At 41.8% G+C, this 14352-nt stretch carries 13 protein-coding genes and 1 rRNA gene; 5 read left to right on the top strand and 9 right to left on the bottom strand.

What is annotated here, in order from left to right:
• Positions 1-63: 63 nt before the first annotated feature.
• A 5S ribosomal RNA gene (gene rrf, locus NE535_RS17495) occupies positions 64-179 on the top strand.
• Between the two features lie 553 nt (positions 180-732).
• On the opposite strand, the gene mutT is transcribed toward rrf, so the two are convergent.
• From mutT to nadC, 9 genes are all read right to left on the bottom strand, one after another.
• Entirely contained in the window at positions 733-1131 is a 399-nt protein-coding gene (mutT, locus tag NE535_RS17490; protein WP_188842438.1) for an 8-oxo-dGTP diphosphatase MutT, read from the bottom strand.
• 29 nt (positions 1132-1160) lie between these two features.
• On the bottom strand, positions 1161-1388 hold the full coding sequence (yacG, locus tag NE535_RS17485; protein WP_261299866.1) for a DNA gyrase inhibitor YacG: 228 nt from the start codon (positions 1386-1388) through the stop codon (positions 1161-1163).
• Between the two features lie 49 nt (positions 1389-1437).
• Positions 1438-2172 (bottom strand): cell division protein ZapD, encoded by a 735-nt coding sequence (zapD, locus tag NE535_RS17480; protein ID WP_261299865.1) that lies wholly within the window; start codon positions 2170-2172, stop codon positions 1438-1440.
• A gap of 1 nt (position 2173) precedes the next feature.
• Complete coding sequence (coaE, locus tag NE535_RS17475) at positions 2174-2782, bottom strand: dephospho-CoA kinase (protein ID WP_261299864.1); 609 nt, start codon at positions 2780-2782, stop codon at positions 2174-2176.
• A 12-nt stretch (positions 2783-2794) separates the two neighbouring features.
• A complete protein-coding gene (locus NE535_RS17470; protein WP_280925480.1) occupies positions 2795-3724 on the bottom strand; it encodes a prepilin peptidase in 930 nt (309 codons plus the stop codon).
• Between the two features lie 36 nt (positions 3725-3760).
• A complete protein-coding gene (locus NE535_RS17465) occupies positions 3761-5026 on the bottom strand; it encodes a type II secretion system F family protein (RefSeq protein WP_261299863.1) in 1266 nt (421 codons plus the stop codon).
• Between the two features lie 105 nt (positions 5027-5131).
• Positions 5132-6841, bottom strand: coding sequence for a type IV-A pilus assembly ATPase PilB (gene pilB, locus NE535_RS17460; protein ID WP_261299862.1), 1710 nt, complete (start codon positions 6839-6841; stop codon positions 5132-5134).
• Positions 6842-6976: 135 nt separating this feature from the next.
• Positions 6977-7381, bottom strand: coding sequence for a prepilin-type N-terminal cleavage/methylation domain-containing protein (locus tag NE535_RS18680; RefSeq protein ID WP_280925479.1), 405 nt, complete (start codon positions 7379-7381; stop codon positions 6977-6979).
• 712 nt (positions 7382-8093) lie between these two features.
• A complete protein-coding gene (gene nadC / locus NE535_RS17450; RefSeq protein ID WP_261299861.1) occupies positions 8094-8972 on the bottom strand; it encodes a carboxylating nicotinate-nucleotide diphosphorylase in 879 nt (292 codons plus the stop codon).
• 181 nt (positions 8973-9153) lie between these two features.
• Between nadC and ampD the strand changes: the two genes are divergently transcribed.
• The 4 genes from ampD to aceE all read left to right on the top strand — a co-directional run bounded on the left by ampD (position 9154) and on the right by aceE (position 14351).
• A complete protein-coding gene (ampD, locus tag NE535_RS17445) occupies positions 9154-9705 on the top strand; it encodes a 1,6-anhydro-N-acetylmuramyl-L-alanine amidase AmpD (protein WP_261299860.1) in 552 nt (183 codons plus the stop codon).
• A 77-nt stretch (positions 9706-9782) separates the two neighbouring features.
• Positions 9783-10634: a beta-lactamase regulator AmpE gene (gene ampE, locus NE535_RS17440; RefSeq protein WP_261299859.1), complete on the top strand. Its 852-nt coding sequence runs from the start codon at positions 9783-9785 to the stop codon at positions 10632-10634.
• Between the two features lie 205 nt (positions 10635-10839).
• A complete protein-coding gene (gene pdhR, locus NE535_RS17435; protein WP_188842459.1) occupies positions 10840-11592 on the top strand; it encodes a pyruvate dehydrogenase complex transcriptional repressor PdhR in 753 nt (250 codons plus the stop codon).
• Positions 11593-11684: 92 nt separating this feature from the next.
• On the top strand, positions 11685-14351 hold the full coding sequence (aceE, locus tag NE535_RS17430) for a pyruvate dehydrogenase (acetyl-transferring), homodimeric type (protein ID WP_188842461.1): 2667 nt from the start codon (positions 11685-11687) through the stop codon (positions 14349-14351).
• Position 14352 lies beyond the last annotated feature (1 nt).

The raw sequence follows: 14352 nt of genomic DNA, 5'->3' as shown, positions 1-14352 counted from the left end.
ATAACGTGCATCAGCTTTCCGAATTATTATTTAATGTCGAATGACGTTAGATAACCAAATTTGTCTGGAAACCATAGAGCTGTGGTACCACCTGATCCCATTCCGAACTCAGAAGTGAAACACAGTATCGCCGATGGTAGTGTGGGGTCTCCCCATGTGAGAGTAGGTCATTTCCAGGCGCCTAATTTCTCGTAATGAGAGTATCAAGCCCGTTACTAACGTAACGGGCTTTTTTACATCTGAAACTTAAGCATAAAAGTAGTGTGGCCGATATGCCCATGTGAGAGTAGGTCATTTCCAGGCGCTTAATAAAACAGTAAGGCCACTCTAACGTGTGGCCTTTTTGTTTTGTGTCGAAAAATTATTTAAGTATTAGTCATTCATAGTGTGGCCGATATGCCCACGTGAGAGTCGGCCATGTCCAGGCGCCTAATTTCTCGTAATGAGAGTATCAAGCCCGTTACTAACGTAACGGGCTTTTTTACATCCGAAACTTGAGCATAAAAGTAGTGTGGCCGATATGCCCACGTGAGAGTCGGTCATTTCCAGGGTAAATGTCTAGGCAACTACACCTAGCTTTTAAAGTTCCAAGGTAACAAGCTGTCGATATCGGTTTCTGCGTAGAAGGCTCTTCAAGAGGGTTGTTTATAGATTACTAATTATGTCCAGTCCTGAGATAAGTTGATACATTGGAGACTTATCTAAGGACTAGATAATATCTTACGCATAATTCTAGCCTAGCTCAGCTAAAATCTTATCGACAATAGGTTTATTGGCTTCAGGAAAATCAAATTCTGCTAGGTTATAAATGGGGACCCAACGTATTTGTTGATTTTCTAAGCCGAGGGCTTCATTGGAAAAATCTTTTACTAAATGAATATCTAAACGAACATGCTTATCTGGGTAGTCATGGCTAATATCCATAAATGGACTTGAAGCTGTAACATCTAAATTGACTTCTTCTTTTAGCTCTCTGATTAGCGCCTCTGTCACTGTTTCATTCGCTTCCACCTTACCACCAGGAAATTCCCATTTTCCTCCTTGGTGAAGGTGTCCGTGTCTTTTAGCTAATAAAATATGCTTATCTTGATTAATGATGACACCTACGGCGACATGAACACGCTTTTGCATAATAAATTCCGAATTATCCCAGTTGAAAACTAATCTTGTTTAAAAAATGCAGATTCGTTTAATCCTAAATCGTCGTAACCTAAGTCATCATACATATCTGGGTCTAATGGGTTTTTCACTGGGATGGCATGTTTCTCATCAGCCCAATCACCTAAATCGATCAGCTTACAGCGCTCGCTACAAAATGGTTTGAATTTGGCTTCAGCAACCCAATTCACTTGAGTTTTGCAGATGGGGCAATTAACGGTAATAGGCATAAGTTTCTTCTTGCACGGTAAATAATAGCATTAACCGATCTTAAAAGGTTTAGGTGCAAGTAGCCAGAAGGAATTGAATTGTTTTGTCTGTGTGGCGTTGTTGTTCAAAATCCACAAAGTGGATGGCATAACGATTTCTATGTCCGCTGATTGTTGGGTAACAACCTTGAGATGTATCAATTTTTACTCGGATTAACGATAAAGCCTGTGCACTGTCGCCCTGATAAAAACCGGCTTTTGCATCTGCAGGCGTAAAATCTGCTGTGTTGCGGATTAACTCGAGTAATAAGCTGATTGGGGTAAGCAGTGGTTGATATTGGTCTATCCAACATTGTAGATCTAACTGTCTTTCTTTCCAGGGTTTGCCTAGCCAAAAGTGCAGTTGCGGCAGGTCAAAGTTACAACAGGCTCCGGGCATACCGAAACGTTGGCGCAACGCAGAAATAAACTTATCTTTTTTTAGATGAATGCCAATTCTATCCGGCATTTGTAATGGTGCTTTAGCTTGAGTTAAACGATTAATAATGTCATTAATTTGCGCTTTGTCTACATGTGGTAGCTCAAGCCATTTGGATAATAGCGCTATATTTCGATCAAGGTCTTTGAGTACATCAGATCGATAATCACACCTGTCGGTTAATTCACAAAGTGAAAACAAGGGGTAGAAACAACGATGCTGATGATCTTGAGTCAGATTATTTTGCAATTGCGTCGACAGGTACTCTAACCGTAAATAACTACGAATTTTTTCATTTAAGGGCTGTTCGTATATTAAGTCAGTCATGTTAGTTTGGTGTTTTCGCTAATTCCAAGTATTTATGATGTAACGAAGCCACTTTGCTTCGTAACGCATTTAATTGACCTTGATTATCGATGATATCATCAGCTTTTGATAATCGTTGTTCACGTGGCATTTGGCTCAATATAATTTGCTCGACTTGAGTTGATGCCACCTTATCACGTTCACTCGTCCTTGAAATTTGCAACTTAGGATCTACGTCCACCACCAAAGTTGTATTGACTAACTTATCTAAGCCATTTTCAAATAGCAAGGGAACAACCATAATGACATAAGCTGAATCGGCCTGCTGAACTTGTTTTAGCATGGTATTGCGGATCATCGGGTGTAATAAGTTATTTAACCAATCACGTTGATGTGGCTGGTTAAAAATAATCTCACGCAATGCAATTCTATTTAGGCTACCATCGTTTTGGCAAACATCCGCGCCAAAGTGTTCGATAATCCGTGTTAAGCCCTCAGAGCCTTTTGCAACCACTTCTCTTGCCACTATATCGGCATCAACTAAGGTTATGCCAAGCTCAGCAAACAAATTGGCCACTGTGGTTTTGCCGCTACCAATACCGCCAGTTAAGCCAACAATGAATTTCGCCATGTCAGTAGTGCCTTATACTAAGGTGCTGAGGTACCAATTAATAATTTCTTGTCCCCATATCAATGCTATCCAGCCAGCAACCGCGATATAAGGCCCAAAAGGAATGGGTTTGCCTGCGTGAAGCTTTTTAGTGGCAATCATGGCGATACCAATAATGGCCCCTACTAAAGATGATAATAGAATAATCATAGGTAGCATTTGCCAGCCTAACCAGGCACCAAACACCGCCATCAGTTTAAAATCACCATAGCCCATGCCTTCTTTGCCGGTAGCTAGCTTGAATAGCCAAAACACTGACCATAAACTTAAATAGCCTGCCACAGCGCCAATTAATGCATCGGTAGGGCTTGCAAACACGCCTTGGAGGTTGATGATTAAACCAAGCCATAGCAAAGGTAAAGTTAATTGATCCGGTAATAGCATTTCATCTAGGTCGATGCCGGTTAAGGCGACAAGAAAAAACGTCAGTATGGACGCGAAGATAAACTGGGTAGTAGGGCCAAAGTAAAAGGCTAATGTCGCAACCAATAATCCGGTTGTTAATTCAACAATAGGATAACGAGCAGAAATCTTGGTATGACAACTGGCGCATTGCCCTTTAAGCATTAACCAACCCAGTACAGGTAAATTGTGCCAAGGCTTAATGTCAGTTTTACATTTGGGGCAGGCAGAACCAGGGACCACTAAATTGTACTTTTCGGGAAAAGCATCAATCGGTTTAGCGAGTCTTTTTTCACCGACTTGTTTGACAATATCCGGGTGATATTCATTTAAGTAATAGTTACATTCACTTTGCCACTCGCGTTTCATCATCACGGGTAAGCGGTGAATCACCACATTCAGAAAGCTGCCAATGGTAGCGGCAAAGATAAAGCTAATAGCAACAAAGAGCCAAGGGTATTGGCTCATTGTGGTAATAAAGGTAGAGATAAATTCAGGCATGATTTTTCTTATTGTTTTTGAAAGATAGATTTTAACTTAACCAACTACTTTACCCATTTCAAAAATAGGTAAGTACATAGCGACAATTAAGCCGCCAACAACGGTGCCGATAACGACCATCATAATCGGTTCAATTAAACTCGATAATGCATCGACGGCATCATCGACTTGCATCTCATAAATATTAGCCACTTTATTTAGCATATCATCCAAACCGCCTGATTCTTCACCTATCATAACCATTTGAATGAGCATGTCAGGGAATAAACCCGTTGTGCGCATGGCAACATTCATCTGCATACCAGACATCACTTCTTGACGGACTTTAATTAATGCATTGCGATACACCGCATTACCGGAGGCGCCAGCTGCGGATTCTAGGCCATCAATTAATGGGACACCTGCTGAGAACGTGGTAGCTAAAGTGCGAGCAAAGCGCGCCATAGCACCTTTATGGAGAATATCACCAATGGCAGGAATTTTTAGAATAAGTGTATCGACTTGATCTCTAACAACTTGTGAATTGCGATGTGCTCGCACAAACAGAAATATTGCCGCAAGTATAATCGCGAAAATATAGTACCAGGAAGATTGTAATGCGCGTGAAATCCCTAATACAAGTTGAGTAAACGCGGGTAATTCGGCGCCAAAACCATTAAAAATCTCTTCGAATTGCGGTACGACAAAGAGTAATAATAGAGTGGTCACGGCAATTGCTACCATTACAACGGCCGCCGGATAAAACATGGCTTTTTTAATTTTAGACTTTAATGCTTCGGATTTTTCACGGTAGGTTGCAATACGATCAAATACGGCATCCAGTGATCCTGAATGTTCACCAGCTGCGACTAAGTCGACATAAAGATCATCAAAATAACGTCTATGTGGTCTTAGTGCATCAGATAATGGAATACCGGATTGCACATCTGATAAAATACTGCCTAATAGCTCTCTGACCTTTGCTTTTTCATGGCCACGGCCTAAAAGTTCAATCGTTGTTACTAAGGGGACTCCAGCGGCTAACATTGTTGCTATTTGGCGGGTGATCATAGCAATGTCCATTGCGGTGATCTTTTTTTCTGTTTTAAATAATGGTGCGGCTTTTTTACGCACGCTTTTAGGATTAACGCCTTGGGCTTTTAAAATGCTTCTTATTTCGGCTATTGTGGCACCACGAAGCTCTCCCGCAGTTTTTTGACCATCACGGTTGAGGCCTTTCCATTGGAAAGTGAATGTTTTAGGCTGATGCTTGACGTCCCTCTTTTTCTTAGAGGTTTTTCTTTTTGCTGCAGCAGTTGCCATAAAGCACTTCCTTGAATTTAAGCTTACTGTTTAATTATATGTTTTTATTGTAAGCGAACAGTGAGAAAATATCTAAATTGATATTTTGTATTTTAAGTCATTTAACTAGTTAAAACTGGTTACACGATTCACTTCGGCGATGCTGGTGACGCCGTGAACTACTTTAAGTAGACCTGATTGACGTAAATCACGCATACCCTGTGATTTAGCTTGCTGGGCAATTTGCAATGAATTGCCGCTTTCCATAATAGTACGGGCAATTTCATCGGTAATTTTCATCACTTCATAAATACCGACGCGACCTTTGTAGCCACCAGAGCATAAATCACAGCCACAGGGTTTATATACCGTGAAGCCTTGATCGATGTTTTGCTGGTTAAAGCCAAGTCGTAATAGTTCTGCTGCAGGCACATCTTCAGGTTTTTTGCAGGCTGGGCATAATCTTCTTGCTAAACGCTGGGCAATAATTAAATTGACCGAGCTGGCAATGTTATACCCGGGCACGCCCATATTGAGTAAACGGGTTAAGGTTTCTGCAGCAGAATTGGTGTGCAATGTGGATAACACTAAGTGACCGGTTTGCGCCGCTTTAATGGCAATTTCGGCGGTTTCTAAATCACGTATTTCACCGACCATCACCACATCAGGGTCTTGACGTAAAAATGAGCGTAGCGCTGACGCGAAGGTTAAGCCTGCTTTTAAATTAATGTGAACCTGATTAACACCCTCTAGGTTAATCTCCACCGGATCTTCGGCTGTGGATATATTGCGCTCTTCAGTATTAAGAATATTTAAACCTGTATATAAGGATACGGTTTTCCCCGAACCTGTAGGTCCTGTTACCAAAATCATGCCTTGGGGTTTGGCGAGCATTTCCTCATATAGCTGGCGCTGATCATCTTCATAGCCGAGCTTTTCAATACCGAGTTGCGCTGAGGAAGAGTCCAAGATACGCATTACAATTTTTTCGCCCCAGATGGTGGGCAAGGTACTGACACGAAAATCAATCGATTTAGTGCGCGATAGCTTCATTTTAATGCGGCCATCTTGCGGCACACGCCGTTCAGCAATATCCAGCTTTGACATCACCTTCAAACGTGCCGATATTCTACCGCCTAGGTTTACTGGCGGCTCTGAAACTTCATGGAGAATACCATCAATACGAAAACGAATCCGATAGCGCTTTTCATAGGGTTCAAAATGTAAATCAGATGCGCCTTTACGAATGGCATCGGTGAGGATTTTATTAATGTAGATAACTATTGGTGCATCATCGCTACTATCGCTTGATAATTCATCTTTACGTTCAGTGTCTGCTATTTCTATATTTGCTAATGCTTGTTCATCAGCACCAGCTAAATTTAGACCAGAGATATCATCTTCGCTTAATACTTCCAAGATTTTTTGTAGCTTATCATCTTCAACTAAAATAGCTTCTGCGTGGAGTCCTAAACTAAATTGGAAGTCTTCTAGAGCGTTTATGTTAGTTGGATCAGAGGTTGCGATGTATAGCCTGTTTCCCCTCTTAAAAAGCGGTAGGCATTTGTGCTTCTCTATTAATTTTTTATTTAGAAGTTCTTCAGCTATATTTGATGTATCAAATTCATTTAAGTCAAGTAAAGGTGTCCCATACTCCTCATAGCAAAGCTCAGCAATTTCCCTGGCAGACAAATACTTAGATTTTATAATTGTCGAAACTAAAGAGTCTTTAGATTTTCTTGAATTAGAAATAGCATTAGCTATATTTTCTTCACTCAGTAAACCTTTACGAATAAAAAGTGTTGACAACCCTAAATGTAGGCCTGAGCTTGACATAAATCTCCTGTGAACAGCTAATTTAGTGTTAGTAATTATAACCAAGTTAGCAAATCAAAAAAAAGGCTATTAACAATAATAGCCTTTTCGTTAAGATTTAGCATAAAAACAAAGAACTAGGTTTAATTGTGAATATTAATCTAAACCAGCGCCTTTTTCACACTTGGCTCCACCAACTGTAACGGCATAAACTACGCCTCCTACAGCATCAAAAGTTCCTGTCATTGTACAATTGTTATCAGCCCATGTTAACACAACGTCTGAGGCATTTATCACAGGTGTTCCAGCCATTGTTAGTTTATCATTTTTACCGACTTCTGTAGTTATGTCACCACATGCTATATCAGTTTGGATACAGGTTTGAACTTTTTGTGAAAAAGCACTTAACCCCTTCATTGCCGCGCCACCTTCAGCAGTGATCACATAATCTTTATATGCAGGCAATGCGATTGCTGCCAAAATACCGATGATCGCGACTACGATCATTAATTCAATAAGGGTGAAACCCTTAGCGTTTTTAATTTGATTGATGCTTTTCATTTTTTCTCTCCGTAAATGTGCTTGGGCCTATCCAATCCTCGGTGCTGAACTGCAGGTCGGGTCGCAAGGTCATTAAACCATCGCGCTTGTTGCAGTGTCAGTGGCATCCATCATTGCCGAAGCCTTACGGGCACATGTTAGTAACTATTATTGAACTGTTTCATTTTACTGAAACAAGCCAGTTTTTTATCGTGTTATCAGTGTAGTTGAGTTATTCATATCTTGTAGGCTTTTTAGCCTTTGCCGTTTAGTGTAATTATTGGCTAACTCACTAAAGCGGCAGACATTACATTTAACCAACTTAATGACATTTCGGCTGAGTTGTATATTACTAAAGTCGTTGATACCCAAAACACCGTTTTGCAGTACTTGAACGATAAACGTCGCGGCATGACAAAAAATGTTTTGGCGTGTTCAATACCCTCAGTAATGATACAAGTTCTGGCCGAAAGGCCATTCGCCTGTGTAAACGTTAGTATAAAGTTACTAAAAATGGAATACTTTTATCATACAAAGGTAAAATAAATGATTAAATATTCTATACTTGGCGATTTTTGTTACAAAACGCTATAACATTTTTTTGACAACTGCTTGTTGGTCAATCATTTTTTGACACTGAGGGTGTTGAGGTCATAAATCTGGCGCGATCAGATGTGATTGAGAATGAAAACGTAGAGGCTCAATCATCAGAGCCTCGACGTTAATATTGCGCTTAGGCTTTTAGTCTTAACGATAAATCGAGTGCTTTAACATGCTTGGTTAATGCACCGACTGAAATATAATCAACACCCGTTTTCGCAAAAGCGGCAAGGGTGTCTAGGGTGACATTACCTGACACTTCTAATTTTGCTCCTTTACCTTTGGCTTTAAAGGTTTGGTTTAGTGCTACTGCTTCAATCATCATGGTGATATCAAAGTTATCTAGCATGATGATGTCGCTGCCGCCCTCTAACGCTTGGGTTAATTCTGCGATGGACTCCACCTCTACCTCTACCGGTTTATCATGATGAAGTTGACGTGCAGCCTCGATGGCTTGGCTTATGCCGCCACAGGCCATGATGTGGTTTTCTTTGATTAAAAAGGCATCATATAACCCAATACGGTGGTTTTTGCCGCCACCGCAGGTTACCGCATATTTTTGCGCTGTGCGTAACCCTGGGATGGTTTTACGGGTATCGAGTAAACGGGTGTGAGTGCCGGCTAACTTATTAACATACAGCTTAGTTAATGTGGCAACACCTGATAGGGTTTGAATGAAGTTCATTGCGGTGCGCTCGCCGGTGAGAATGGCACGGGCAGGACCTGATAGTTCACATAGCACCTGATTTGGCACCACTAAATCACCATCGTCAACGTGCCAATGCAAAGCCACTTCACCCCCCAGTTGATTAAAGACTTGCTCTGCCCAGGCTTTGCCACAAAATACCCCTTCTTCACGGGTAATCAGGCTGCCCTCAACATGTTTATCGGCGGGGATCAGTTGTGCAGTAATATCAGCCTTAAGCATTTGTTCAATACTTTGGTGCTCGTTGTAGCCTAAATCTTCATTTAATGCGGTTTTCACTGCATGACGGATATCATTTTCTAACATAAGCTAAATCCTTGCGACGACAAAATTACCTGCGTGTTTTACTATCACAGGTTAAAGGTTGTGTGTATGGCGATAGGTTAGCATAACTTTGCCGCGGTTGTGAGTGTGGGCAACATGGTATTTAGGCCATTTTGCTGTTAATTTATGGCTTACATTTGATGCGTTTTAAGATCTCAACTATATGAAAACCCATACAAGTTTATCTTGCGGCTGGTTAGCAAGCGCTAGACGCTGTGTTTCACCTCATTTTAATGCTCGGCCGTATAACGAAGTGAGCTTATTGGTTATTCACAATATTAGCTTGCCTGCTGGGTGTTTTGGATTGCCGCATATTGATGCGTTATTTCAAGGCTGTTTAGATTTAGAAGCCGATGACAGCTTTAGTGAATTAAACGGGTTACAGGTTTCGGCTCATTTTTTAATCCGCCGTGATGGTGAGATTGTGCAATATGTTAGTTGTGATGATAGAGCCTGGCATGCGGGAGTATCGCAGTTTCAAGGGCGAGAAAATTGTAATGATTTTGCCATCGGAATTGAGTTAGAAGGCACTGATTTTGTGGCCTATACCGATGCACAATATCAGCAGCTGACTGAACTTACATTGGAGATTATGGCGCAATACCCTATGATTAACTCTACGCGGATTGTTGGCCATTGTGATATCGCCCCCATTAGAAAAACCGATCCGGGTGAAAGCTTTGATTGGCGACGTTATCGAGATGCGATTTGTTGAGGGTTGTTTGATCTTACACGGTTGTTTTTTGCAGCGAGTTTGCCGCACACATTTATTTTAAGGCTTAAGGATAAACCATGGCATTATTTTCATTGCTCATCGCCATTTTAGTGGAACGATTAAAGTTATTGCCGGTGAATTGGCAGTTTGACAAATTGATGATGCGTTACCATAAGCAATTTTGGGATAAAAAATCATTAACAACCGATGTGGCTATGGCGATTGCGGTGATTTTACCTTCTTTTGTTGTTTTTGGTGTGGGTCTATTAATTAGCGGATTATTATTTGATATTCCCAGTTTGTTGTTATGGGTGGTGGTGGCGTTAGTTTGCTTTAGCCATCAGGATTTACGCGATACATTTAAAAAGTATGTTCAGGCCGCTTGTCGAGGCGATGTGCAAGCTTGTTATCGTTATGCTGGCGAGCTAGATTGTGGCGAATGTATTGATGCCGTTGATGAACGTGACTTAGGTATTAAAGTTGGTCAAAGTGTGGCTTGGATAAATTATCGCTATTACGGTGCAGTGGCATTGTTTTTAGTGTGTTTTGGTCCTGTTGGTGCCGTGTTGTATTGCAGTATTCGCTTTTATTATGATTTAAACATCAAACAAAACCTCTCTTTGCCTTTAATTGAACACTTGCAACGTTTGTTTGATTGGTTGCCTAGCCGAATTTTCAGTTTTGGATATGTGTTGAGCGGTCAATTTACTCAAGGGTTAAATGCGTGGCGAAAACGCGCATTTGATGCCCGTTGTAGCGCTAAAATCGTGGTTACTGAAACCGCATTAAGTGCGGAATCTTTGCCAGAAGCTGGCCCCGCGCCGGTGAGTGTGCAGCCTACACTAGCCTTATTAGCTTTGAGTAAGCGTAATTTTACCTTGTTAGTGACGTTTGTGTCGGTGCTGACGATTTTTGGGGTCGTCAGTTAGGTTGATTTTGATGTTTAACCGGTTATTGTCAAATGGTCTGACCCCATACCCGTTTTTTTCGTTTATGCTCTGTAAACTGAGCGGCGGTGTATCAGCTTAAGCGATAAGCTAGACATGATTAAGATGTTTTGCTAAAGTGCCCGCTCTCACATAAATTGGTAAGACCAATTGACAATAGGTGATTCTGGGGAGTTTAAGCATACATATGGCTTACAGTAAGATTAATCAGCCAAAAATTTCTGATGTGATCATGGAGCAACTTGAGCGCATGATCCTAGAAGGCAGTTTGCAACCTGGGCAAAAGTTACCTCCTGAGCGTGAGCTGGCTGTACAGTTTGAAGTGTCACGCCCGTCTTTACGTGAAGCCATCCAAAAGCTTGAGGCCAAAGGCCTATTGATGCGTCGTCAAGGTGGCGGTACTTACGTTAAAGAACAACTCTGGCAAAGTCTTGCCGATCCTATCGTTGAATTAATGCATAACGACTCTGAAAGCCAATACGATTTGCTTGAGTTTCGTCACGCCACTGAAGGCATGATGGCCTATTTTGCTGCGTTACGTGGCACAGATGCCGATATGCAGAATATTAAAAACAGTATTTTAGACGTTGAAAACGCCGTAAATATTGAAGCACAAGCAGATGCCATTGTACGTTTTTATCGTGCAGTGGCTGAAGCGTCACACAATGTGGCAATGCTTCACTTAGTGTTAAGTTTAACCCCTGTGTTACATAAAAATGTGGCACAAAATTTAGAGCTTCTGAGTCGTCGTGAAGAAGCCTCTACTATGGCAAATGATCACCGCCGAGATTTATTGGCTGCGATTGTTCGCCGAGACCCTGATGCGGCACGTGAAGCTTCGAACGAGCATTTAAGCTATATCGAAGAAGTCATGTTGTCAGTAAGAGAAGAAGACAGTCGGTTGCAACGTAGCTTGCGCCGTTTAAAGAGCGGCGTGTAGTTCTCGTTCACAACCAATGAGATTATACCCTTGCTGTGTCAACAAGCAGCATAAGCCGAAATATAACCCCGTATATAGAGAAGGACTGCGAGATGTCTGAAGATATGCTACTCGATTTAGACCCATCAGAAACCCAAGAATGGGTTGATGCCTTACAAGCTGTATTAGAGCAAGAAGGGCCTGAACGTGCACATTTTTTATTAGAGAAACTGATTGATAAAGCCCGTCGTAACGGTACTCATTTACCGTATGATGCGACAACCGCTTACCTTAATACCATTCCTGCAGGGCAAGAGCCTAACATGCCAGGCAACCAGGAGATGGAGCACCGTATTCGCGCCATTATCCGTTGGAATGCTTTAGCTATGGTATTACGTGGTTCTAAGAAAGACTTAGAACTAGGTGGTCATATTTCAAGTTTCGCCTCTAGTGCCACGATTTATGATGTGTGTTTTAACCACTTTTTCCGTGCGCCAAATGAAAAAGACGGTGGCGATTTAGTGTATTTCCAAGGTCATATTGCACCAGGTATTTACTCGCGTTCATTCTTAGAAGGACGTATCACTGAAGAGCAAATGAACAACTTCCGTCAAGAAGTTGATGGTAAAGGCTTATCTTCATACCCGCATCCTAAGTTAATGCCTAACTACTGGCAGTTCCCTACGGTATCTATGGGTTTAGGTCCTATTCAAGCGATTTATCAAGCACGTTACTTAAAGTACTTAACTGACCGTGGCTTGAAAGATTGTTCAGAGCAAACGGTTTACTGTTTCTTAGGTGACGGTGAATGTGATGAGCCAGAAGCATTAGGTGCGATTGGTTTAGCTGCGCGTGAAGAGTTAGACAACTTAGTATTTATTATTAACTGTAACCTACAGCGTCTTGATGGTCCTGTTCGTGGTAACGGTAAGATCATTCAAGAGCTAGAAGGCGAGTTCCGCGGCGCAGGCTGGGAAGTGGTTAAAGTGATTTGGGGTCGTTACTGGGATCCATTATTGGCTCGTGATACAAGCGGTAAATTATTACAGTTAATGGAAGAAACCGTAGACGGTGAATACCAAAACTGTAAAGCCAAAGGCGGCGCGTATACGCGTGAGCATTTCTTTGGTAAGTACCCAGAAACTGCCGCTATGGTCGCTAACATGTCTGATGATGACATTTGGCGCTTAAACCGTGGTGGTCATGATCCAGTTAAAATGTATGCGGCATTAGATCATGCACAAAAAACCAAAGGTCGCCCAACCGTTATTTTAGCTAAAACCGTTAAAGGTTATGGTTTAGGTGATGCTGGTGAAGGTAAGAACATTGCCCATAACGTGAAGAAGATGGACGCAGATGCAATCCGTTACTTCCGTGATCGTTTTAATATTCCTATCCCTGATGACAAATTAGAAGAAATTCCTTTCTATCATCCTGGCCCTGACTCAGAAGAAGTGAAGTATCTGAATGAACGTCGTGAAGCATTAAAAGGCTACTTACCACAACGTCGTGAAAAATTCACTGAAGAGCTTGAAGTACCATCATTAAAGATTTTTGATGCGGTCATTAAAGGTTCAAACGGTCGCGAAATTTCATCTACCATGTCATTTGTACGTGTACTGACTGCGCTATTGAAAGATAAGCAAATCGGTAAGCGTATTGTGCCAATTATTCCTGATGAAGCACGTACTTTTGGTATGGAAGGATTATTCCGTCAAGTGGGTATTTATGCCCATGAAGGCCAAAAATATATTCCACAAGATTCTGATCAAGTGGCGTATTACCGTGAAGATAAAACCGGTCAGGTTTTACAAGAAGGGATTAACGAATTAGGCGCTATGTCATCTTGGGTTGCGGCAGCAACCAGTTATTCAGTTAACGACATGCCAACAATTCCTTTTTACATTTACTACTCAATGTTTGGTTTCCAACGTATTGGAGACATGGCATGGGCCGCGGGTGATATGCGCGCACGTGGTTTCTTAGTGGGTGGAACATCTGGCCGTACAACATTGAACGGTGAAGGTTTACAGCATCAAGATGGCCACAGCCATATTCTTGCTAACACTATCCCTAACTGTGTGTCTTACGACCCAACTTACGGTTATGAAATTGCTGTTGTGGTGCAGGATGGTATTCGTCGTATGTACGGTGAAGATCAGGAAGATGTGTTCTACTACCTAACCACCATGAACGAAAACTATGTTCAGCCTGAAATGCCAGAAGGTGCTGAAGAAGGTATCGTTAAAGGTATCTATAAGCTTGAAACCGTTGCCGGAAGTGGTAAAGGTAAAGTACAGCTTATGGGCTGTGGCACTATTCTTGAAGAAGTACGTAAAGCGGCGCAAGCCCTAGCGAAAGACTTCGGCGTAAGTGCAGATGTATTCAGCGTAACCAGCTTTAACGAGCTAACTCGTGATGGCCAAGCGGTAGAGCGTTGGAACATGCTACACCCAACGTCTGAGCCTAAGAAAGCGTATATCAGCCAAGTGTTATCAACGGATGCTCCAGCCATTGTGGCCACTGACTATATGAAAATATACGGTGAGCAATTACGTGCTTACATTCCGACTGACTATAAAGTACTGGGTACTGATGGTTTTGGTCGTAGTGATAGCCGCGCTAACTTACGTCATCACTTTGAAGTGGATGCTAAGTTCATTGTTATTGCGGCGTTGAAATCACTTGTTGAACGCAACGAAATGCCTGTTGATGTGCTGACTAAAGCCATCAAAGACTATGGCATCGATGCTGACAAGATCAACCCACAGTTCGCGTAAG

The organism is Shewanella holmiensis (assembly GCF_025370255.1).
GTDB lineage: Bacteria > Pseudomonadota > Gammaproteobacteria > Enterobacterales > Shewanellaceae > Shewanella > Shewanella holmiensis.
Note: the sequence above shows the minus strand (reverse complement) of the source record. Positions and strands in the feature narration are given on the sequence as shown.

Coding starts and splice junctions, on each gene's coding strand:
- NE535_RS18680 (WP_280925479.1), bottom strand. CDS start 7,381: ATGAAAAGCATCAATCAAATTAAAAACGCTAAGGGTTTCACCCTTATT.
- mutT (WP_188842438.1), bottom strand. CDS start 1,131: ATGCAAAAGCGTGTTCATGTCGCCGTAGGTGTCATCATTAATCAAGAT.
- zapD (WP_261299865.1), bottom strand. CDS start 2,172: ATGACTGACTTAATATACGAACAGCCCTTAAATGAAAAAATTCGTAGT.
- ampE (WP_261299859.1), top strand. CDS start 9,783: ATGGCATTATTTTCATTGCTCATCGCCATTTTAGTGGAACGATTAAAG.
- NE535_RS17465 (WP_261299863.1), bottom strand. CDS start 5,026: ATGGCAACTGCTGCAGCAAAAAGAAAAACCTCTAAGAAAAAGAGGGAC.
- NE535_RS17470 (WP_280925480.1), bottom strand. CDS start 3,724: ATGCCTGAATTTATCTCTACCTTTATTACCACAATGAGCCAATACCCT.
- aceE (WP_188842461.1), top strand. CDS start 11,685: ATGTCTGAAGATATGCTACTCGATTTAGACCCATCAGAAACCCAAGAA.
- coaE (WP_261299864.1), bottom strand. CDS start 2,782: ATGGCGAAATTCATTGTTGGCTTAACTGGCGGTATTGGTAGCGGCAAA.
- ampD (WP_261299860.1), top strand. CDS start 9,154: ATGAAAACCCATACAAGTTTATCTTGCGGCTGGTTAGCAAGCGCTAGA.
- yacG (WP_261299866.1), bottom strand. CDS start 1,388: ATGCCTATTACCGTTAATTGCCCCATCTGCAAAACTCAAGTGAATTGG.
- pilB (WP_261299862.1), bottom strand. CDS start 6,841: ATGTCAAGCTCAGGCCTACATTTAGGGTTGTCAACACTTTTTATTCGT.
- nadC (WP_261299861.1), bottom strand. CDS start 8,972: ATGTTAGAAAATGATATCCGTCATGCAGTGAAAACCGCATTAAATGAA.
- pdhR (WP_188842459.1), top strand. CDS start 10,840: ATGGCTTACAGTAAGATTAATCAGCCAAAAATTTCTGATGTGATCATG.